We start from the raw sequence: 21,248 nt of genomic DNA on the forward strand, positions 1-21,248 counted from the left end.
AGTAAAAGTCATGTCCGAAGAAAGTGATGTAGAAAAAACAGAGGAACCCACCCCCCATAAGCTATCGAAAGCCCGTGAGGAGGGGCAGATTCCGCGATCTAAGGAATTAACCTCACTGTTAATGCTATTGGTGGGATGGCTGCTTATTTTGCTGGGCGGTAGTCATGTTATCGGCATGCTGGCTCGGTTGCTGCACAACGGACTAATGTTTGACCGGTTATTGGTACTGGATAGCAAGACGATGCTTATCCGTAGCCATGGCATTTTTAAAGCCGCCATTTTCTCGGTGTTGCCCATTTTGCTTGGCTTATTTATTACCGGTATTTCATCGCCGATGTTATTAGGTGGATTGAATTTAAGTGGTAAGTCTTTAAAGGTGGATCTCAAGCGTTTGAATCCTTTATCAGGATTCAAACGCATGTTTTCGACACAAGTTGTGTCTGAGTTATTGAAGAGCGTATTAAAAGTGACGTTGGTGGGTTCTGCCTGCGCCATTTTTATTTTGAGTAACAAAGCCAAGATGATTCAGCTGATTCATCAACCGGTCGCTATTGCATTAAAGGATACCGGAGCCATTATTTCCGGCTGCTTGTTGACGGTTATTTTAGCGCTCATTCCATTGGTGGGTTATGACGTTTTCTATCAGATCATGAGTAATCTTAAAAAATTACGCATGAGCCGCCAGGAAATACGTGATGAATTTAAGCAGCAAGAAGGCGATCCCCACGTAAAAGGGCGAATAAAACAGCTCCAACGTTCTGCTGCACGTCAGCGCATGATGTCCGATATTCCTCATGCTGATGTGATAGTTAACAACCCCACACATTACTCCATCGCTCTTAGCTACAAAGAGGGGGGCATGGTGGCCCCGACGATGCTGGCTAAAGGTGCCGGAGATATTGCATTGCGTATCAGAGAAGAAGGGTTGAAGCACGGTATTCCTATGCTTGAAGCACCGCCGTTGGCACGTGCTCTGTATCGCCATTGTGAGATAGGTGAGCAGATTCCAACGGAGTTATACGGTGCCGTCGCAGAAGTACTGGCCTGGGTCTATAGCGTCAAACGCTGGCGAAAAGGCAGTGGTGTACTGCCGAAAAAACCAGAGAATCTTCCAGTGCCTGTCGCACTGGACTTTGCACAAGAGAGTCAAGAATGATGGCAAATTTAGCCACCAAATTACGGTTACCCGATTTTAAGCAATCGCAATGGCAAATACTGGCAGGCCCGGTATTAATCATGACTATTCTGGCAATGATGATATTGCCGTTGCCCGCTTTTGTTCTGGATCTGTTATTTACTTTTAATATCGTACTTTCCCTAATGATATTAATGGTCGCCATGTTTACGCAGAATACGTTGGATTTCTCGGCATTTCCTACCGTGCTACTGTTTTCCACCTTATTACGTCTGGCACTAAATATTGCCTCGACACGTATTATTCTGATGAATGGTCATACTGGTGATGGGGCTGCCGGTCAGGTCATTGATGCTTTTGGACATTTTCTGGTTGGCGGCAATTTTGCCATCGGTATTGTCGTGTTTATCATTTTGGTCATTATCAACTTTATGGTGATAACCAAAGGGGCAGGGCGTATTGCTGAGGTGGGTGCCCGCTTTGTGCTTGATGGTATGCCGGGTAAACAGATGGCGATCGATGCTGATTTGAATGCCGGAATTATTGGCGAAGAAGAAGCCAAACGTCGCCGTAGTGAAGTTACCCAAGAAGCTGATTTCTATGGCTCAATGGACGGTGCCAGTAAGTTCGTGCGTGGTGACGCGATTGCCGGCTTAATGATTATGGCGATTAACGTCATCGGCGGTTTGATGATTGGCATCATGCAGCACGACATGTCGTTTGCAGAGGCCGGGGCAACTTATACCTTGCTGACCATTGGTGATGGTTTGGTGTCACAGATTCCAGGGCTGGTTATTTCCACGGCTGCGGGGGTCATTGTGACTCGGGTTGCCACTGATCAGGACGTGGGCGAGCAGATGGTCAGCCAGCTGTTTAATAATCCGCGGGTAATGGTCTTGGCAGCCGGTGTAACCGGGCTATTCGGTATTATCCCGGGCATGCCCAACTTTGTTTTCCTGGTGTTTACCGCCGGGTTACTGGGACTGGCATGGTGGATTCGAGGTCATCAGTTAGCCAATCCTGCCGGAACCAAGCGTGCCGCGAACAAGGACGATAAAACCGCAACAAAAGCAGAGCCACAGGTTACCGAAGCCTCTTGGTCTGATGTTCAACATGAAGATGTACTGGGTTTAGAAGTGGGTTATCGGCTGATACCGATGGTTGATAGCGAGCAAAAAGGCCAGTTATTAACCCGTATCCGTGGTATCCGTAAGAAATTTGCTCAGGAGATGGGGTTTCTTCCTCCTCCTGTCCATATCCGCGACAATCTGGATATGGCCCCTACGGATTATCGTATCTTATTGAAAGGGGTCGAAATTGGTCGCGGAGAAACGCAGCCAGAACGCTGGATGGCGATTAACCCCGGCTGTGCCGAAGGCGAACTGGCGGGAGTGGCTTGCAAGGATCCGGCGTTTGGCTTACCGGCCGTGTGGATTGATGAAGTGCTGCGCGAACAGGCGCAGGCGCAAGGCTATACCGTGGTTGATCCCAGCTCGGTTATCGCCACACACCTGAATCATTTGATCTCACTGCACACCGATGAACTGTTTGGTCGTCAGGAAACTCAGCAATTGTTGGAGCGACTGACAAAAGACATGCCGAAATTAGTCGAAGATCTTATTCCGGGCACTATCTCGCTCACCACCTTCCATAAAGTGTTGCAAAACTTGCTGGCGGAAAGCATCTCCATTCGTGACATTAGAACCATCATCGATACGCTTGCCGAATATGCCGGTATCCAAAGTGATCCTGATGAATTAACGACACAAGTACGCATCCGATTGGGGCGGGCGATTACTCAGCAATGGTTCCCGGGTGATGATGAAATTCAAGTGATCGGCTTGGATCTTAATCTTGAACGGCTACTGATTCAGGCCACACAAAGTGGCAGCGCTATCGAACCCGGTATAGCACAGAACATCATGCAGCAAACCGAGAAGGCTATCTTGCAACAAAGCGCTATTGGCGCACCATTGGTGGTGCTGGTGAATCAACCTCTCCGATTCATGCTATCACGCTTCCTACGTCGAGCATTCCCGCAACTGGCGGTGCTGTCTAATCAGGAAATCAGCAATAACCGTACCGTGCGAATGTCTTATATCATTGGGGGTAAAGAATGAAATTGTCAGCATTAATATTTTTGTCTTTGACCCTCTTTCCGCTGGTAGCCGCGGCCATCAGTGGCTCATGGAGTGGTAGTAGCGCTGGGGGCGTTATTAGTGTCGGTGGGCAAATATTGGCCAGCCGCCCTCTGACACCGATGCTACCTGCTAATGCGAAATTACAGCAAATTTCCTGGCGTATTGAGTTGCTCTCAGCGCCACCTCCGGGTTTACAGATAAAGTTGTGTAGTCAGCATAAATGTATTTTATTGGACTCATTATCTGGGCAAAAAAGAATTGATAGTGAGCTGACCTCTCGCGGGCCTTTTTATTTTATTTATTCCGTCAACAGTCAGGGACAGCTGTTACCGCCTCTTAATGTAGTAAGCAATCAACTGACGATTATTTATCGTTAGTCATCTGTCGATCAGGTTTGGATAAAAGAATAGATATTGTCGTGAGAGAGTGCGGTGAAAAGCATCGGTAGCGTTGGTGTCACCAACGCATCAGATGAGATTGAGGGCTATTTTCATGATTAAAATAGCCTGTCCTAGCATTAATGGAAAGCAGAGGTGTATTGTGACGAATATGCTCTACTGCATTTATTCCCACGATGCAGAGAGGACATATCTTTTCTCAATACGTCTAGGCGATTTTTAAGCACCCTGGTTATTTCCTCTTCATTCTCAATCAAGCTGGTTATAATCACACGTAGATTTTTTTTATCTTCTTGTATCATCTCAACAGGGCGTTTTTCGATGACATTTTGCAATGAGCTAATATAGACCTCTGCCAATTCGATAAACTCTTCCCATTTTCCTTGTTTGACCATATCGAGTAGGTTCAAATTTAGTTTATAAATATCTTCATAATCTACTGAGAGTGAATTAACCATTTTAAGTCTACTTTTCCTTAGGTTCGATTTCCTTCCATGTCGTGGTAAGATTTGTCAGTATTTCACTAACGCTTGCCAGTCCTGAAGGAGAGTTGCGTAAATTAGCTTGAAGAAGCGTACGTGACATATAGTCATATAAACTCTCAAGTTCTTGTGCGATATGTTCACCTTTTTCGTGATCCAATGATGTTCGCAAGCCATTATCAATAATATTGATAGCCTTAGAGATCATTTCACCACGCTTGGCGATATTCCCATTTTCAAAATGAATTTTTGCCCTTAATACGGCATTTAATGCGCTATCCAGCAGCATTGAAATTAATTGATGAGGTGATGCGCCTGCCAGTTGGCTCTCTAAGTCAATTCGGGCGTAGGCTTTACTTCCCGGATTTGAATACATATCGACTCCGTCATGAATGGGCTGGAGGTAAATACCTCCGGCCAGTAGTGAATAAATAAAAACTTAGATTGTTGCTAAAATGGATGCGAGCTGGTTACTCATGCTGTTTAGCTTTGACATGGTTGAGTCGAGGTTTTGAAACTGTACCCGATATCGTTCAACCTGGGCGTCAATTAACTTTTGTGTTTTTTCAATCTGGGCATCCATCAGTTTGACCTGTGAATCAAGGCCATCCGTTGATGTCTTAATGATCCCATCGGTTTTTTTATCTGTGTCACCGATATATTCGGTAATGATGCTGTTCAATGATGTTGCTAGCCCATCATTTTCGCCCCGGCCCATGAACATATCAGCGATGCTATCTGGGTTATCGGCAATGGCGGCATCCAACTTGGTACTATCGAGCGTCATTTGGCCGGTAGCGGCATCAATCTTGATACCTAAATCAGCCAGTGCGCTGTAATCCGACGCTGGGTCACCGTAAACACTGTTTACTGAAGAACGAATATCATTGACCATGCCACGTAAGGTGCTATCTCCCATCAGGGCGCCATTTTGCCCATTCTGTGTCGCGACATCAGAATCTGACAGTCCTGAGGTCTCATTGGGGACGTATTTACTGGCGGCTGATGTTATCTTGAGCAGCGCGTTGTACTTTTCAACGAAATCTTTAACACTGGATTTGATGGCTGATGTGTCTCTGGTCAGTGTCATCTGCTCTGATTTACTTTCTCCCGCGTCGTCTTTTTCCGACACTTCTTTCAGTACCAACGTCACCCCGGTAATAATATCGGAGATGTTATTGGTTGAGCGGGTATATTCGCTGCCATCAACTTTGAGTTTCGCATCTTGAGCTTCGGTCACTTCCTGCATGCCCTTACTCGAATCCAGTACGTCACTGAGGGCATCGTCGCCCTGAACACTGACGGTCATCTTGCCTTCGCTGCCCGTGCTTTTTGAGGTGAAGACCAGTTGATAGCCATCATCGGTACGCTGTACAGACGCCGCAACATTGCCATCTGACTTGTTAACTGCTTTAGCGATTTGGTTGAGTGAGGTTTCGTCATCTTTCAGCTCAACAGTGGTGCTCTTACCATCGCCAGTGCTGATGGTAATCGTACGTATGCCACCATTTTTATCACCTTGTAGCTCATCTGCACTCTCAAAACCTTCGGTCTTAATTTTATGTGCTGTGGCAAGTTGCGAAATGCTTACTGAATGACTATCAGCAGTGGCATCGCTAGTTGCCGTTGCGGTGAACGCTTTGTTGCTGCTGACCGTTAAAGTATTAAAAGCTTCAGAAGTCAGTTTTTTAACGCTGCTCTGCAATGCAGAGAGTGAACTGGATATTTGCCCCCATGCCGACACTTTTGCTTTATAGCTGGTTTGCATCAAGGTGTAGGGTTTCAGACGGGTCTGCTCACCGGCTTTGATCTGCTCAAGCATAGTGGCAGTATCCATTCCTGAACCGATACCTAATGATGATAAGGAAGCCATTTAATTCTCCTATATAGAATTTATGTAATTGTCATTACACTTCACTATTAAATATCGGTGTTAATAGTATTAAGTTTAATTTTTTGTCACTTGCTCATCAACTCCATCGCCACAAAAAAACAATCTCTACCTCTTTTCATCGAATAGGATTAAAAATAAATAGGAATATTTCTAAGATGAAATTTTCTAACCGTGCAATTGACGACACTTATGGCGCCATTTCAATTGATGGCCATTTGGATGAATTGATGACGTTATGAAGAAATTAAAGTCAGTGCGTAAACGGTTTAAATATTTTGAAAAAAAATGCATTAAGCTATTTAGAGAATTTTTCCTATGCCGATGTATTTAATATGCGAACGAAATACGCATTATCTATTGCAAAGAAATTGCAGTAATACATTATCAATATATGAGGAAGAAATTTCATGGCACAAGTCATTAATACCAACTCACTGAGCTTAGTTGCACAAAATAATCTGAATAAATCTCAGTCCTCACTGGGAACTGCAATCGAGCGTTTATCTTCTGGTGTGCGTATTAACAGCGCGAAAGATGATGCTGCAGGTCAGGCGATCAGCAACCGTTTTACTGCCAACATCAACGGTTTGACACAGGCATCACGTAATGCCAATGACGGTATCTCTATCGCTCAGACCACTGAAGGCGCACTGAACGAAGTTAACGATAACTTGCAGAATATCCGTCGTTTGACTGCACAAGCACTGAACGGTACCAACTCTGAATCTGACCGTCAGTCAATCCAGGACGAAATCAATGAGCGTCTGGCTGAGATCAACCGTATCTCTGAACAGACTGAATTTAACGGTGTAAAAGTACTGAGCAAAGATCAGACTTTGAGCATTCAAGTCGGCTCTAACGATGGCCAAACCATTGATATCCAACTGTCTCAGATGAATGCAGAAACCTTAGGCATGGATGGTTTTGCGATCACTAATGATAGTGGTTTTACGGTGGGTAGTGTTAAAGCGGGTATGACCGTTAGTGGCCTAGATGGCGCTAATGAAGTTAGCGTCACTTTAGATGCAGCTGCTATTACTGCTATGGAAACTGAAGCTTTCGGTGCTGGTGGCAAAGGGACTATCTCTACACTGACCGACGAAGATGGCAAGGTTACTTACATCGCTATCGGTGAAGAAGCAGATGGTACTGCGGTTGCCATCCAACTGGATGCGGCCTTCACAGCTGAAGATGCAGGTCCACCAGTTGTACCTGCGAGTGTTGCATTTACTCAAGGCGCTGCGGCAACTGACGACCAAATCGCTGCGGCAACCAGCGCGCCATTAAAAACTATCGATGATGCATTGGCAAACGTAGATAAACTGCGCTCTAGTTTAGGTGCTGCTCAAAACCGTTTTGATTCTGTTATCAGTAACTTGAACAGCACAGTAAATAACCTGAGCGAGTCTCGCTCACGTATTTTGGATGCTGACTTTGCTTCTGAAGTCTCTAATATGAGCCGTGCAAATATCCTGCAATCAGCCGGTATCACCGTGTTGGCTCAGGCGAACCAGGTTCCACAAAACGTATTATCCCTGCTACGTTAATTGTCCTGAAGTCCCCTTAGCTCACCGTATTTTTTGGGCTTAAATCCCCCCAGCTTTTATAGGCTGGGGGGATTTTTTTATTATCTATAATATCCGTCTGATTATATATTGGAGCAATGATATTAATTATCTCTTGGATTCAGTGTTATTTTACTGTGTTGATTTGTTAGGGGGTAATTGATAAGTTTTAAATATATATCACGAAATCTATATTATTAAGGTGGTAATATATAAAGTAAAGAACACCCAATATTATTGACATGGCTTATTCTGGCTGGTCACTCAAGAGGATATGTAATGAAAGTCATTAATGATGAGAGCAATGTATTACTTGATGATGTGATGAATCAAATAAAACAAGAGATTAGAAGTGTCGTGGGTCACTATACGGGAGAAATACCCTGTATTGAATTGATAATGAACCAAGAGTCTGCGGAATTCTATTTCTCCCTCGATAATAAGATTGAAATGAAAGTGATTCTCTCCCCGACTCCCGTTATCTTACCCTTGAATCAATAGACCCATAATATTCGGTTTATGTTTATTCCACAAAATAATCCCAACGAACTCATTATCAGTTAAAGGCCAAATGTACCGTAGTGAAAAAACCATAAAAAAAGCGGCAGAAAATTCTGCCGCTTTTTTGGAACGATTGATTGATAAAAATTATGCGTGGTGCTGCTCACTTTCAACTTGGAAAACCGACACCATATCTTCTAGTATTGTGGTCTGTTCATTCATTAAACTAGTGATAGCGGCAGACTCTTCAACCAAGGCTGAGTTTTGCTGCGTTACAATATCCATTTCATTAATAGCGACTGCCACCTGACGGATACCCATCGCCTGTTCTTCAGATGCTTGGGTAATGTCCTGCATAATCTCACTGACTTTACTGACCATTGCCACCATTTCAGACATGGTATTTTTTGCACTGTCTACGCGCTTACTACCTGCTTGAGTATCCTGTACTGAGCGCTCGATTAAGCCGCGGATCTCTTTTGCGGCATCAGCACTACGTTGCGCCAAGTTGCGCACCTCGGTTGCCACGACGGCAAACCCACGACCCTGTTCACCGGCTCGAGCGGCTTCAACAGCGGCATTGAGTGCCAAAATATTGGTCTGGCTCGCGATACCGTCGATCACTTTAATTATATTGGAAATTTGATTGGCGTGGCTGGCAATGGTATCCATTGAATGCACCACATCAACCATAACAATGGAGCCACTATCAGCCATCTCTTTGGTATCTGTTGCCAGTTTATTTGCTTCATGGGCATGCGCGGTATTATTCTCAACCGTGGTTTTGATTTGTTCCATGCTGGCCGCAGTTTCTTGTAAGGCGCTGGCTTGCTCTTCGGTACGCGAAGATAAATCATTATTGCCTTCTGCAATTTCCACCGAGTTATGTTTGATATTAATGACAGCTTCTTTTACGCCACTCATTATTTTAGCCAGTGACTCGCGCATAGCTTCAATGTTGGCAAAGAGTTTACCAATCTCGTTAGTGCCACACTGGGGGACTTTCTTCGACAACACACCGATACTTATTTCAGCAAAAATCTGTGAGGCTTCGGAGAGACGATTAAGTATGTTTCGGGTGATGTATCTCAACAGAGAGAAATAGAGCACGACAAAGAATAGGCTAATTGTACCTAGCGTGATCAACAGCGTATTATGTAAATAATCGGCATAGATATCATATTCATTCATCACGCTGCCACTGAGATCTAAATATTCAGTGAGTAGTGGTTCAAGTTGTACCATCAGCGCATTAGTATCATTGATAATCGCGGCACTTATCTGCTGACTATTAATTTGTAGCATAAAATTGTCGAGAATCTTCAGAAAGAGTACGCTGCTTTTCTCTGATAATTCTTGTGCATAAGGTGATGATTTTGGCTCACTTACCCATTGGCTAACAATTGTCCGCACTGCTTTGTTATTGTTTGTCACTACATTGATCAAGCGCTGATTCGGCCCTTCACCTGTCATATTCTCCATTTTCATCGTGAGAATATCGCCTCGCATATCCATCAGTTTATACATTGCCTGATCTAATAACTTCACCCGCCTATGTTGACTGAGGGTATTGTCAAAATTTTCTCGCGAGATATTCGATGATCTTACACTCAATACGGCAATGACAATAAAAAGAAAGGCAATGATATAAAGATAGAACCTCACCATCTTTTTAACGCTAATATTAGATAACACGATGACGATCCTTATTGATTTGTAATTCTGCTGTTAATAGTAATTATTTAATAATGACTCTAATACTCAATGAGTTATCGTTGATAATACAATGAAATAAAATAGGTTATTCTGTGCCGCTCTATTATTTAGGTTGCGACATTTTTAGAGTTCCGTAACAGGATAAGCGTCTCTGGCATTATTTTATGGGTAGCTGGCATCAGCAACTTGCTCAACGATTTCCATTTCCTCACTGTTAAGCAGTTTCTCTATATCAACCAAAATAAGCATGCGATCATCAAGTGCGCCTAAACCCAATAAATATTTTGTTGAGAGGGTGACAGAGAAGTCCGGTGCGGGCTTTACTTGTTCAGTATTTAATGCCAGAACATCAGAAACCCCATCGACTACAATACCGACAATGCGATTGGCCAAGTTTAAAACGATGATGACGGTGTTATCATTTACTTCTGCTGATTGCAGTTGAAATTTGATTCGTAGATCAATGATAGGAACGATAACGCCGCGAAGATTCATTACCCCAGTAATAAAATCAGGCGTATTAGCAATACGGGTAACACGATCAACCCCTCGAATCTCCTGAACCTTAAGGATTTCGATACCGTACTCTTCTTTTCCTAGGGCGAATATTAGATATTCGTGACCGGCATTTTGATCGCCAAAATGTTTTTCTGCTCCAGATAAATGCATTGAATTACCTCATTTAATCAATAAACGTTAATTTTATTTTTCTGTGACTGTTTTGTTTTTGCACAGTGTCGCCAAAGCCGCAACATCTAGAATTAATGCTACGCTGCCGTCACCCAAAATGGTTGCCGCAGATATTCCAGGGACTTTACGATAGTTAAGTTCAAGGTTTTTCACGACGACTTGATGTTGCCCAATGAGCTGATCGACCAACAATGCATAGCGGCAACCGGCACTTTGTAAAATCACCGCAATACCGTCATTAGGCAGTGTTGAATCACTCTCAATATCGAAAATTTGATGCAATTCGATCAGCGGTAAATATTCTCCTCGTACTTGCAGCATCATTTCATCGCCTGCCATACGGTACAGCGCATTTTCAGAGGGTTTGAGTGATTCCATCACCGTTCCCAGTGGCAAGACATAGATTTCAGCTCCGACGCGTACCGACATACCGTCCAGTATTGCCAATGTTAGCGGCAAAATAATCCGAATGGTGGTGCCTTTATTCTGAACTGAATGGATCTCGACATGTCCCCCCATGGCTAGGATATTTCTGCGTACCACATCCATGCCAACACCACGCCCTGAAACATCTGTGACTGTTTCGGCCGTAGAAAAACCGGCGGCAAAAATCAGCATCCAAATTTCTTCATCACTCCAGTTATCACTGATCGCTAATCCTTGCGATTGCGCGCGAGCCAAGATTTTTTCACGGTTAAGCCCCGCGCCGTCATCAATAACCTCAATGACGATGCTGCCACCATGATGCTCCGCAGAGAGTGTCAGGTTACCTTTGGCCGGCTTTCCTTTAGCTTGACGGATATCTACCGACTCAATGCCATGGTCTAGACTGTTACGGACTAAATGGGTTAGGGGATCAATAATCCGTTCAATCAGGCTCTTATCTAATTCAGCAGACCCCCCTCTTAAGGTCAGCTCAACTTCTTTACCCAGTTTTCCCCCTAGGTCATGGACCAGACGTGGGAAACGGCTGAAAACATATTCCATTGGCATCATGCGGATAGACATCACTGATTCTTGCAGGTCGCGGGCGTTACGCTCCATCTGACCAATGCTGCTAATCAACGTGTCATACAGGGCAGGGTCCAAAGAGCTTGAAAGCTGTGAAAGCATCGCCTGAGTAATAATCAGCTCACCAACCTGATTAATGATTTGGTCAACTTTTTCGACAGCGACTCGCAAACTTCCTGACTCTGTCGCCGGAGCTTTAGGTGTGGGTTTGGGCCGAGAAGCAGGCGAGTTAACGGGAGTCTCTGAAGCCTGTTCGTCTGACGTTGCTACACTATTTTCAGGCGAGGGGGTTGCCGCAATGATAGGTAACGCAGTGGCAGTATTTTGTTCTGGCTGGGACACCGTAATCGTAATTTGCTCGGGTTCGAGTACAAAACATAATACAGCGAGAATATCGTCAGCCGATGTTGTGGTCTGCAATTCAACCTGCAATACATCGCCTTGCTGCTGCTGACTAATAACTTCACCCAGATTGGCTAATTCCTCAAGCAAGACTGTTTTGTCTGCTTCAGGGATAGCACTGAGTAATACCGTCAGTGTATTACAGTCTAGCGCGGTAGGAAGGGGAGGGTGTTGTATCGGTGGTGGTGGTGCCTCCGCCGGAGTGCTATTTTGCTTATCTTCCATAGCGATTTGATGCAATGCAGTACAAATATAATGGAAACTGTCTTGGTCAGGTTCCTGCGAGGATTTATACGCATCAAGCTGATCTTGCATAATGTCTTTACTCTCCAGAAACAGATTAATGATGTCGCTGTTTAACCTCAGTTCACCACGTCGCGCATCGTCCAGCAGGTTTTCCAGTATGTGTGTCGTTTCTTGCAATACGGTAAAACCAAAGGTGCCGGCCCCTCCTTTTATTGAATGAGCTGCGCGAAATATGGCATTCAGCATTTCTTTATCAGGTGAAACGAAATCAAGCTCCAGAAGATGCATTTCCATATCGGCGAGCAATTCATCAGCTTCATCAAAAAAGGTTTGGTAAAAATCACTTATGTCCATCTTGCTCAACCTTTTCCTGTGTAGGATTAGCTAAAACTTCGGCTATCGGCGCGACTTTTGCCGGAGTGGCTTCGCCGGTAGACATCATTTTCAATTCATTTTTTATCTTTTCACTGCCTTGATTATCTGCCACGCTCTGCAATACGGTATCCTCTTCCAGAATGTCTTTTTCCTTACTTTTACTCAGAACTAAAATGCTGATCCGTCGGTTGATAGGATCATTTGGATTCATATTTTCCAAATTCATCATGTCGGCAGTACCAATGACCCGCAAAAACTTATTATCAGCTAATCCGCCGGACACCAGCGCGCGTCGCGAGGCATTGGCGCGGTCGGATGATAATTCCCAATTGCTATATCCCATTTCGCCACTGGCGTAAGGTAATGAGTCTGTGTGGCCTGTTACGCTAATTTTATTTGGCAGGTCATTCAGTACCGGAACTAATGCCAGCAGAATATCCCGCATATAAGGTTCCAGTTCTTTACTGCCAATTTTGAACATCGGACGTTCTTGACTATCAATGATCTGGATAAGCAGCCCGTCATCGGTCAGAGACAGTCGTAGATTTGATTGGAAATCACTTAGCCGCGGATCGTTATGAATTAAGTTTTCCAGTTTCTGATGTGCTCGCAGTAAATTCATTGCACTTTTTTGCTTATCAATTTTGTTTAACGTTTGCTTAAATACTTCACCATCTTGCTTAATTAAGTCATCTCCCCCACCGGGAATAGGGCTATCGCTTAAACTGGATCGATCCCCATTTGATATCGCGACCCTCAGCGGCATTCTAAAATAGTCAGCAATTTGTTCACGTTGCAAAGGGGTAGAAGAAGAGAGCAGCCACATAACCAAAAAGAAGGCCATCATGGCTGTCATAAAGTCGGCATAGGCAATTTTCCAGGTCCCACCGTGGTGGCCATGTTTTGCACGTTTGCGTTTACGGACAATAATGACTGGCTGTGACTGTTTGTTCATGATGCGCTATCCGGCGCGCTGCTATTTGCCGAGGATTTCACCTCGCGTACATGATCTTCCAGTTCAATAAACGTTGGACGTTCTGACGATAACAAGGTTTTACGGCCAAATTCGACAGCAATTTGTGGCGCATAGCCATTCATGCTGGAAAGCAACGTAACCCGAATGCATTGCAACATTTTGATTTGCTCGCTGCCCTTTTGACGTAACAGCGTGGCCAGAGGTAAAACAAAGCCATAAGCCAGCAAAATACCTAAAAATGTGCCTACCATGGCATGCGCGATGAGTTCGCCCAATTCGGCAGCTGGCCTGTCTGCTGCGGCCAAGGCATTAACCACCCCCATAACAGCGGCTACGATACCGAAAGCAGGGAGAGCATCGCCGACGACATTGAGACTATTGGCAGGAACATCATGTTCATGTTCGCAAGTTTCGATTTCCTCATCCATTAATGCTTCTATTTCATGCGCATTCATACTGCCGCTGACCATCAGACGTAAATAATCGACGATGAAATTCATCAACATGGGATCAGCAAGTAAGCGTGGATAAGCCGAGAAAATAGCACTGTTCTGCGGATCTTCAATATCACTTTCCAGTGTCATCAACCCATTCTGCCGACCTTTGGTCAGCAGTAAGTACATCATAGCCATCAGGTCCATATAAAGTGCTTTGGTATAATGTGAACCTTTGAATAAATGGGGGAAGGCTTTAATCGTCGCTTTTATCGATTTACCGTTATTACCGACAATAAAAGCCCCTACGGCCGCCCCGCCAATAATCAAAAGTTCTGTTGGCTGATAAAGCGCGCCTAATTCCCCCCCCGAGAGACTGAATCCGCCAAAAACAGTCAAAATGACTACCATATAACCAATAATGACTAGCACATATACTCCTTAATAATTTAATGCCCTGATCTCACCTAAATATTTGGTTTTTATAAATTTCACGCACGGGGTGGCCGTATCATATTTAACCGATACTATTATTTACGATAAGAATATTTAACTGCCCAATTAGTTAGACTGTGGAAGTATTCTCCAATGGTAAGTCAGGTGTTTTACATTTCTTAATTGCACGAGAAGGTGGGCTACATAAACTGCACGTAAATGGGTTCTTTGAATGTTCACTTGTTACAACAAAACCACCACCACAAATACAGCATTCTGTATGTTCTATAATTCCACAATTAATGAACCGCAATAATGTCCATGCACGGGTTAATCCAAGAACTTGTTTTTCACCTGGTTGAGGTGGGCATTGTTCCAGATATAAACGATAAGCTTTTACAGTTGCTTCAATCGGCCGACAGGGTTCGGTTTTTTGCAAATAAAGGTGAATATTATAAAACATAGATGAATGAATATTTTGTTCCCATGCCATAAACCAGTCCTCCGAGAAAGGCAACATACCTTTAGGGGGAGGGCATCCTCTGAGTTCTTTATAAAGGCGTAATAATCTTCTGCGGCTGAGACTCGTTTCGCTTTCCAACATTTGCATACGAGCACCAAAAGAAATCAACTCCATGGCTATTTGTACTTCTTTGATTTCCTGCAATATACTTTTTTCACTCATAATCACAAATTCCTTTAAGTTGGTGTAAGATTTTGCTCAGAAAGCGAGTTCAGCAGATTGGTTGATAGAATGATGCCGGTATGAATTTGTTGTAATGCTTCAATACGGGAGTCTTTAGTCAAATTATCAATCACAATTTCATTATCAACACGAAGGCGACAAATGAGCTGGTTGGTTGATGCTAGTTTTATCAACTGAGGGAGGGAGAGTTCCTTTAAAGTATCAATGGTTGCTTCAGTCAATCCCAGGCGAAAACCTGCGGCAAACTTATCTTCTCTAATTAATTGTTGGGCGAGTAGCAAATAGGACAAGTTGATGTCATGAATCCGTTGCAGCTGTTCGTCAATATTTTTTTCAATCATATTTCGTTACCATATTCATCTCACTGACTACATGAGAGAATAAATTAATGTTAATTAATTTGTTGACATGTGATCATTATAATTAAAGCAATGATATTGAAGTGGTGAAAATTAGCACTTTTTCCATAGGGATATTTTTACCAACGTATTGGTTGTAACGTTATGAAAAATAGCTGATTAATCATACTTACTCAGCATAAATAAAATACTCCTTCACCAACCTCAGTCTCATTTGACACAATACAGTAGCAAGCGGAGACGACTTATCTTACCTAATATTTCAAAGTAATTGGAAGTGTGTGGAACATTTTCTATATACTAACTGCTTTATTCTGTAAGCTCAACTTTTAATCTCATTAACTATTAATAATCTGTGCTATTTTTTAATTAAGAATTACTAGTAACACTAAAGTTAATAAATATATTTATTTACATAAAATTTTCATTGTCTACTATAATTTTATTTATGCCGAGAATCTAATCTGGCACGCAGACGTTTAATGGCTTGACTATGTAACTGACTGACTCTTGTTTCCGTAATCTTCAGCAAGATGCCAACCTCTTTCATGTTGAGATCTTGCTGATAATAAAGATTCAATAATAGTTGATCCCTTTCCGGCAGTGCTTTTATTTCCTGACTGATATGCTTGGTTAAGTTTTCTTTCATCAATTCATGCAGAGGATTTAGCATTTCATGTTCAGTATCTGGCTGTTCAACACTGTCTGCCAACTCTTCTTGTAGCTCATCAAGAGAATAAAGTTGGCTGGTGTTGGTCTCGGCCAAAATTTGCTGATATTCACGTAATGTAATGCCCATCCCTGCTGCAACATCAGCTTCTGTTGCGACTGTGCCACTTTCTTGCTCAATGCGTTGAATGACTAATGCCACTTCGCGTGCATTACTGCGAATTCTGCGCGGAACCCAGTCTCGCTCCCGTAGTTCATCTATCATTGCCCAGCGTACTTTCTGGGTAATATACATATTTAGTGCAATACCTTTCTTCGGTTCAAAATGTTCAATTGCGGTCAGTAGCCCTATTGCACCGGCCTGAATAAGATCGTCCAATTCCACGCTGGCGGGTAATCTGGCATGTAAACGCAGAGCCTCGTGCCGAACTATAAAGCCATATTTCGGCCATAGCTCATCTTTCTCTACTACGCCGTTATGGGTATAAATACCATTCACAATTACATTATCCAGCCGACAAAAAATTTACGACATTATTAAGGATTAATGCGAGATCAAATAGCCTGATAAGGCGATACAATAATGCGCAATCCGGAACTTCAATTTTATCCTTAGAACAAACCAATCACGGAAAAAAATTATAACCCAAGGTACTTGTTAGTGCCGTTAATGCTTTTTTGACCCCTTTTTAGAAGGTTTCCCACTGCGCCTCAACTGCATTTTTATTCACTTCTGAGTCTTTTTTATGCATCTCTTGGTTAGGGCGAACCGGCTTTAGAGTATTGCTTAGTTCGCTATTTTTATGCAGAGATGGATTGAGAACGAACTCAGAAATGATGTTATCCAGCGCTTCTGTTTGTGTTTCCAGGCTGCTGGCTGCGGTTGCTGCCTCTTCTACCATGACAGCATTTTGTTGAGTAACTTGATCCATTTCGTTAACGGCTTGCGCAATTTGATTGATGCCCGCGCTTTGTTCATCTGAAGCTGAGGTGATTTCCCCCATAATGTCTGTCACTTGGGTCACAGAATTAACAATATCCTTCATAACTGTTCCCGCTACATTAACCTGCTGAGAACCAGTATTCATATTTGCAACACAAGTGGTTATTAGCTGGCTAATCTCTTTGGCGGCATCAGCACTGCGCTTGGCCAGATTGCGGACTTCACCGGCAACAACGGCAAAGCCACGTCCTTGTTCGCCTGCTCGGGCCGCTTCTACTGCGGCATTCAGGGCTAAGATATTGGTCTGATTAGCGATACTGTCGATGACACCGTTGATATCAGCAATCTGGCGTGAGCTTTGCGTAATCTGTTGCATAATTTCTTCGAGATTACTCATCACATCGCCACCATTACGAGCATTAAGGCTGGCACTTTCTGCTAATTGGCGTGCGGTGTGGGCGTTATCCGCGTTCTGACGAACAGTGGTTTTTAGCTCTTCCATGCTAGCTGCGGTTTGCTGTAAGGCTGAAGCCTGTTCTTCGGTACGTGCAGAAAGGTCATTATTACCCAGTGATATTTCTTGAGCATTGCCATAAATATGGCTCACACCATCACGGATACCAGAGATAACTTCGGTTAGTGACGTGCGCATTTTTTCCAGCTCAATCAACATCAGGCCCAGTTCATTTTCATCCCCAGTTTGTATTTCTTCACTCAAATCGCCCGCAGCAATCTTTTTGATCGATTGAGATGTTTGCGCCATTCGTGATATCAAAACACGTTTTAGCCAGATACGAACCAAGAACATCATCACGATTGAACAGCCCAACACGATAGCGGCCATCGTAACCATCGAGTAATAATCGTTTTCGGCTTGTTGAATATATTCGTTATTAAGCTGGTTGATAATTTGACTGTGACGCTGTATTTGCTCTCTTAAGGACGCACGTTCTTGCATTTCATTGTCAATGTTATCGGGGGAACTTGCCGGGTCAAGGATGTAGTTAACTTTTGCTAGAGATAAATTCAGTACCCGATCAAACTGTTTACTCAAATCTATCGCGACTTGTTTTTCCTCTGGTGAGCTAAACGGCATTGACATAAAGGTTTTCATATCAATATTAGCTTGGGAGAGAATATCTTTGGCGCGATCAATAGATTCTTGCTTAACAGGGCGATTAAGACTTGTGCGTGACATCAGCCCATTAACATGCGCCAGCCCACTATTAAGGTTAAAGATGGCATCACTCATGACCTCTATATTTTTAGAGACGACGATAGCACGATTAAAGTTATCCTTATTCGCAATGGCATGTAACACACTGAACGCTGTTATCAGCATGAGGAACAGTGCAAAAATAGCAATCACGATAGATAAAGCTGTGGATATTTTTAATTTTTTAAACATGACGATCCTTAATCACCAACAGTGAACTGTTGTAGATGTACCTCAGAAATATAATGAGAATGATTATTAAATATTCAGGTTGATAATCCTGCTAATGCGAAATATTGCAATGTTGATACTACATATTAAATATCGACATTGTCTGCATACTCTGGAAAACCATCATTGAAGCGCTGAGTGCAAATTCCGACATTTTCGATTGAGATGTTAATGTAATAAATGTATCTATATCTGAGCCGACAGTTTGTTGTAACAGCGTCTGAATATTGATTTTTTGCACATCCGAGCGTAGCCCCAGCGATTCTATCTGCTGTAAGCTGGTTCCAACCTCAGCCTGTATTTTTCCGAGGTTATCAATGCCTTTCTTGATGGCAATATTGGTGCTATCGAGTGTTTTTTGCAGTGCTTCACGGTCAGCATCATCGACAATAGGTTCATTTAGCGCTGCAATAGCGTTATCCAATGCAGCGAAAATATCGTCGCTGCTCCCACTTAAAAAGATATCGCTACCCAGATGGCTCACTTGAATTTCGGTGCTGTCTGCAACTAAATGGGTTATTGGCGTATCTCCGCCCACGTAGGTGCCATCTTTTTGGAAAGGCTCTGCTCCCGTTTTAAAACCACCGAAAATATAGCGGCCACTGCCATTAGTGGTGTTGCCTAAATTCAACAAGTTATCGCGGATACCTTGTAATTCAGTCGCCAATGCTTCTCTATCTGCGTCTGAAAAGGCACCGTTGCCGCCAGCAACAATTTTCGCACTTAACTCTTTGGTTAAGATGTTACCAATGGAGGTGAGCGTGTTGTCTTCCTGTTGCAGTGCATCTTGGGCGTACAAGCGCGCAGTATCAAATTGCTGCATATTTGCCAGCGCATTTTGATAAATGATCGCTTGTGAAGCACCACCAGGATCATCAGAAGGTGTTAGCAAGGTTCTCTGGGCTGACATCCGGGTATAAATATCATTTCCAGCGGTCATGGCCTTCGACATGCTATTGATATTATTCTGATACATATACTGGGTACTGAGACGCATCGCTATTTCCTTAATCTTTTATCAAACTGCTGGTGGCACCATAGAATGGGACGTTATCTAATACTGAGTAGTGCATCAAAGAGGGTGGTTGCTGTCTGAAGCACTTGTGCATTAGCTTGATAATATTGGGTATACATTTGTAAGTTCATGTACTCCTCATTCATATCAACCCCAGAAATACTCTGTTGTTGATATAGCGCAGCCTCAAGTACCTTTGTTGTGGTGGTCGCTTCGGCTTTTAGCGCTGTCATGGATGAACCGACAGAACTGACTAGGCTGGCATAAGCTTCCGTCAAGGTTGCATTACCGACTAACGTCATATTTTGAATGCCTAACATGGCTTCAAGATTTTCATTATTACTTTCATCGGACGGATCAGATGAACTTGAAGCTGCTATTTTATCGCCGTCAGTAATTGCAACGCTGAGCCCTGATGCAACCCCCGCTGTTGGGTTGAAGACAAAGCTGTCATTCGGTTGTGGCGTGCCCTGTGGTTGAATAGAAATACCATCAAATTCAAGTTCACCAGCGCTACCAATGGTGGGCGTAATCGTTCTGCCATCGCGAGTTTGTACTTCCCAGTCATTTTGACCAGGGCCTTTATAGGTGAGGGTATAATCTTCAGCTTTGACGTTACTAATATCTGAATAGCTAATATCCAGAGTGGCATCACTGGTATTATTGCGGTTAGCTAAGGCTACAGGATTCGCGATGTTGAATAGATCTCCCCCGGCATTGCCTTCTCGGTCATAACCGTTAGCGTTAACCTCATTAAACTTATTCGCCATTTGCAAAGCGAGTTGGTTTAACTGATTACGGGCATCGACTAAATCTTCGTTACGGAATTTAAATAACCCACCTAGTTTCCCACCGGTCATTTTCGATTCATCCAACGGCATTTTATTGCCTGCGGCATCGATGTAGGACACAACCGTCTTAGAAGGGTCTTCAGAAGAAACGGAGGCTTCCAGTTGGTAGGCGCGGTCCCCATTAACCAATGGCATACCATTCGCTAATGTGACATCGACTCGACCCGTCGTGGTGTTTTCATTGACCCGGATCCCCACTTGCTCACTAAGCGCACTGAGCAGTGAGTCGCGCTGATCAAGTAAATCAGCAGGCAGGTCACCCGTTTGACCATGAATTTTTTCAATCTCTTGATTCAGTTTTGCCAGTTGCTTGGCGCTGGCGTTGATATCTGCAACACTCTGGGTAATTTGTGTATTGGTACTTTTTTCCAATCCATTGAGTGTGTTGCTGTTGCTATTAAATTGATTGGAAATAGCCTTGAACTGGCCTAATGCGCCTTGGCGAGCGGCTGCACTGACAGGATCACTACTCACTTTTTTAAGTGATTCGAAGATATTACCCATGGTGACTGAAATATTATCGGTATCGTCACCCAGCATATTATCTATCTGACTAAGTTGTTGGGCACGGCTGCTTAACCCCATAAACTCAGTCATTGAGCCACGCACTTGATTATTAATAAAGCCATCGTAAGCGCGCTGTACGCCATTAACTTGAACACCGTAGCCAAAGAAACCAACGTTCGTGGTTTTCCCCCCGGCTTGGCCTAACATAATATTTTGCCGGCTGTATCCTGGCGTCACGGCGTTATTTAAATTGTTACCAACGACGTTGAGTGCAGATTGTGCCGAACTCAGTCCACTCTGAGCCAAATTAATCAGATTCATAAATCACCGACATTGTATTATTCGTAAAA

General features: G+C 43.5%; 19 protein-coding genes. 5 read left to right on the plus strand and 14 right to left on the minus strand.

Features of this window, described 5'->3' with window-relative positions; translation table 11 throughout:
- Positions 1 to 10: 10 nt before the first annotated feature.
- From flhB to HUZ92_RS01935, 3 genes are read left to right on the plus strand one after another with little or no spacing between them, the layout of a single operon-like run.
- Positions 11 to 1,156, plus strand: a complete 1,146-nt coding sequence (gene flhB, locus HUZ92_RS01925; RefSeq protein WP_050097923.1) for a flagellar biosynthesis protein FlhB — start codon at positions 11 to 13, stop codon at positions 1,154 to 1,156.
- Positions 1,156 to 3,255 carry a flagellar biosynthesis protein FlhA gene (gene flhA / locus HUZ92_RS01930; protein WP_050098156.1) on the plus strand — a complete coding sequence of 700 codons (2,100 nt, stop codon included), beginning with the start codon at positions 1,156 to 1,158 and terminating at the stop codon, positions 3,253 to 3,255. Before flhB ends, flhA begins: the two co-directional genes overlap by 1 nt.
- Positions 3,252 to 3,653, plus strand: coding sequence for a flagellar protein FlhE (locus tag HUZ92_RS01935; protein ID WP_050097924.1), 402 nt, complete (start codon positions 3,252 to 3,254; stop codon positions 3,651 to 3,653). The genes flhA and HUZ92_RS01935 overlap by 4 nt, the downstream gene beginning before the upstream one ends.
- Before the next feature lie 140 nt (positions 3,654 to 3,793).
- Here HUZ92_RS01935 and fliT read toward each other — a convergent pair whose 3' ends face one another.
- From fliT to fliD, 3 genes are all read right to left on the minus strand, one after another.
- The gene (gene fliT, locus HUZ92_RS01940; RefSeq protein WP_230678367.1) at positions 3,794 to 4,132 is read right to left on the minus strand and encodes a flagellar protein FliT; all 339 of its coding nucleotides are present in this window, start codon (positions 4,130 to 4,132) and stop codon (positions 3,794 to 3,796) included.
- Positions 4,133 to 4,139: 7 nt separating this feature from the next.
- Entirely contained in the window at positions 4,140 to 4,532 is a 393-nt protein-coding gene (gene fliS, locus HUZ92_RS01945; protein ID WP_050097925.1) for a flagellar export chaperone FliS, read from the minus strand.
- 63 nt (positions 4,533 to 4,595) lie between these two features.
- On the minus strand, positions 4,596 to 6,029 hold the full coding sequence (gene fliD, locus HUZ92_RS01950) for a flagellar filament capping protein FliD (RefSeq protein ID WP_050097926.1): 1,434 nt from the start codon (positions 6,027 to 6,029) through the stop codon (positions 4,596 to 4,598).
- A gap of 428 nt (positions 6,030 to 6,457) precedes the next feature.
- Between fliD and HUZ92_RS01955 the strand changes: the two genes are divergently transcribed.
- Together HUZ92_RS01955 and HUZ92_RS01960 are read left to right on the plus strand one after the other, a co-directional pair.
- A complete protein-coding gene (locus tag HUZ92_RS01955; protein ID WP_050097927.1) occupies positions 6,458 to 7,597 on the plus strand; it encodes a FliC/FljB family flagellin in 1,140 nt (379 codons plus the stop codon).
- Between the two features lie 297 nt (positions 7,598 to 7,894).
- A complete protein-coding gene (locus tag HUZ92_RS01960; RefSeq protein WP_050097928.1) occupies positions 7,895 to 8,116 on the plus strand; it encodes a hypothetical protein in 222 nt (73 codons plus the stop codon).
- Between the two features lie 147 nt (positions 8,117 to 8,263).
- On the opposite strand, the gene HUZ92_RS01965 is transcribed toward HUZ92_RS01960, so the two are convergent.
- From HUZ92_RS01965 to flgK, 11 genes are all read right to left on the minus strand, one after another.
- Positions 8,264 to 9,643 carry a methyl-accepting chemotaxis protein gene (locus HUZ92_RS01965; protein ID WP_235896998.1) on the minus strand — a complete coding sequence of 460 codons (1,380 nt, stop codon included), beginning with the start codon at positions 9,641 to 9,643 and terminating at the stop codon, positions 8,264 to 8,266.
- Between the two features lie 351 nt (positions 9,644 to 9,994).
- Positions 9,995 to 10,501, minus strand: coding sequence for a chemotaxis protein CheW (gene cheW, locus HUZ92_RS01970; RefSeq protein WP_050097930.1), 507 nt, complete (start codon positions 10,499 to 10,501; stop codon positions 9,995 to 9,997).
- A 33-nt stretch (positions 10,502 to 10,534) separates the two neighbouring features.
- Complete coding sequence (gene cheA, locus HUZ92_RS01975) at positions 10,535 to 12,535, minus strand: chemotaxis protein CheA (protein ID WP_050097931.1); 2,001 nt, start codon at positions 12,533 to 12,535, stop codon at positions 10,535 to 10,537.
- Positions 12,522 to 13,511: a flagellar motor protein MotB gene (gene motB / locus HUZ92_RS01980; protein ID WP_072086520.1), complete on the minus strand. Its 990-nt coding sequence runs from the start codon at positions 13,509 to 13,511 to the stop codon at positions 12,522 to 12,524. Before motB ends, cheA begins: the two co-directional genes overlap by 14 nt.
- The gene (motA, locus tag HUZ92_RS01985; protein ID WP_050097932.1) at positions 13,508 to 14,398 is read right to left on the minus strand and encodes a flagellar motor stator protein MotA; all 891 of its coding nucleotides are present in this window, start codon (positions 14,396 to 14,398) and stop codon (positions 13,508 to 13,510) included. The genes motB and motA overlap by 4 nt, the downstream gene beginning before the upstream one ends.
- A gap of 133 nt (positions 14,399 to 14,531) precedes the next feature.
- Positions 14,532 to 15,086: a flagellar transcriptional regulator FlhC gene (gene flhC, locus HUZ92_RS01990; protein WP_050097933.1), complete on the minus strand. Its 555-nt coding sequence runs from the start codon at positions 15,084 to 15,086 to the stop codon at positions 14,532 to 14,534.
- Positions 15,087 to 15,100: 14 nt separating this feature from the next.
- Positions 15,101 to 15,448: a flagellar transcriptional regulator FlhD gene (gene flhD, locus HUZ92_RS01995; RefSeq protein WP_050097934.1), complete on the minus strand. Its 348-nt coding sequence runs from the start codon at positions 15,446 to 15,448 to the stop codon at positions 15,101 to 15,103.
- A gap of 460 nt (positions 15,449 to 15,908) precedes the next feature.
- A complete protein-coding gene (locus HUZ92_RS02000) occupies positions 15,909 to 16,634 on the minus strand; it encodes an RNA polymerase sigma factor FliA (RefSeq protein ID WP_050295983.1) in 726 nt (241 codons plus the stop codon).
- A gap of 190 nt (positions 16,635 to 16,824) precedes the next feature.
- The gene (locus HUZ92_RS02005; protein ID WP_145579852.1) at positions 16,825 to 18,486 is read right to left on the minus strand and encodes a methyl-accepting chemotaxis protein; all 1,662 of its coding nucleotides are present in this window, start codon (positions 18,484 to 18,486) and stop codon (positions 16,825 to 16,827) included.
- A 118-nt stretch (positions 18,487 to 18,604) separates the two neighbouring features.
- On the minus strand, positions 18,605 to 19,522 hold the full coding sequence (gene flgL, locus HUZ92_RS02010) for a flagellar hook-associated protein FlgL (protein WP_050097937.1): 918 nt from the start codon (positions 19,520 to 19,522) through the stop codon (positions 18,605 to 18,607).
- A gap of 53 nt (positions 19,523 to 19,575) precedes the next feature.
- Positions 19,576 to 21,219 carry a flagellar hook-associated protein FlgK gene (gene flgK, locus HUZ92_RS02015; RefSeq protein WP_145579853.1) on the minus strand — a complete coding sequence of 548 codons (1,644 nt, stop codon included), beginning with the start codon at positions 21,217 to 21,219 and terminating at the stop codon, positions 19,576 to 19,578.
- Between the last annotated feature and the right edge of the window lie 29 nt (positions 21,220 to 21,248).

Origin of the sequence: Yersinia vastinensis (assembly GCF_902726565.1) — a bacterium.
GTDB classification, from domain to species: domain Bacteria; phylum Pseudomonadota; class Gammaproteobacteria; order Enterobacterales; family Enterobacteriaceae; genus Yersinia; species Yersinia vastinensis.

Coding starts and splice junctions, on each gene's coding strand:
- HUZ92_RS01960 (WP_050097928.1), top strand. CDS start 7,895: ATGAAAGTCATTAATGATGAGAGCAATGTATTACTTGATGATGTGATG.
- HUZ92_RS02005 (WP_145579852.1), bottom strand. CDS start 18,486: ATGTTTAAAAAATTAAAAATATCCACAGCTTTATCTATCGTGATTGCT.
- flgK (WP_145579853.1), bottom strand. CDS start 21,219: ATGAATCTGATTAATTTGGCTCAGAGTGGACTGAGTTCGGCACAATCT.
- cheA (WP_050097931.1), bottom strand. CDS start 12,535: ATGGACATAAGTGATTTTTACCAAACCTTTTTTGATGAAGCTGATGAA.
- HUZ92_RS01955 (WP_050097927.1), top strand. CDS start 6,458: ATGGCACAAGTCATTAATACCAACTCACTGAGCTTAGTTGCACAAAAT.
- flhD (WP_050097934.1), bottom strand. CDS start 15,448: ATGATTGAAAAAAATATTGACGAACAGCTGCAACGGATTCATGACATC.
- flhA (WP_050098156.1), top strand. CDS start 1,156: ATGGCAAATTTAGCCACCAAATTACGGTTACCCGATTTTAAGCAATCG.
- cheW (WP_050097930.1), bottom strand. CDS start 10,501: ATGCATTTATCTGGAGCAGAAAAACATTTTGGCGATCAAAATGCCGGT.
- flgL (WP_050097937.1), bottom strand. CDS start 19,522: ATGCGTCTCAGTACCCAGTATATGTATCAGAATAATATCAATAGCATG.
- motB (WP_072086520.1), bottom strand. CDS start 13,511: ATGAACAAACAGTCACAGCCAGTCATTATTGTCCGTAAACGCAAACGT.
- HUZ92_RS01935 (WP_050097924.1), top strand. CDS start 3,252: ATGAAATTGTCAGCATTAATATTTTTGTCTTTGACCCTCTTTCCGCTG.
- flhB (WP_050097923.1), top strand. CDS start 11: ATGTCCGAAGAAAGTGATGTAGAAAAAACAGAGGAACCCACCCCCCAT.
- HUZ92_RS01965 (WP_235896998.1), bottom strand. CDS start 9,643: ATGTATAAACTGATGGATATGCGAGGCGATATTCTCACGATGAAAATG.
- flhC (WP_050097933.1), bottom strand. CDS start 15,086: ATGAGTGAAAAAAGTATATTGCAGGAAATCAAAGAAGTACAAATAGCC.
- fliT (WP_230678367.1), bottom strand. CDS start 4,132: ATGGTTAATTCACTCTCAGTAGATTATGAAGATATTTATAAACTAAAT.
- fliS (WP_050097925.1), bottom strand. CDS start 4,532: ATGTATTCAAATCCGGGAAGTAAAGCCTACGCCCGAATTGACTTAGAG.
- fliD (WP_050097926.1), bottom strand. CDS start 6,029: ATGGCTTCCTTATCATCATTAGGTATCGGTTCAGGAATGGATACTGCC.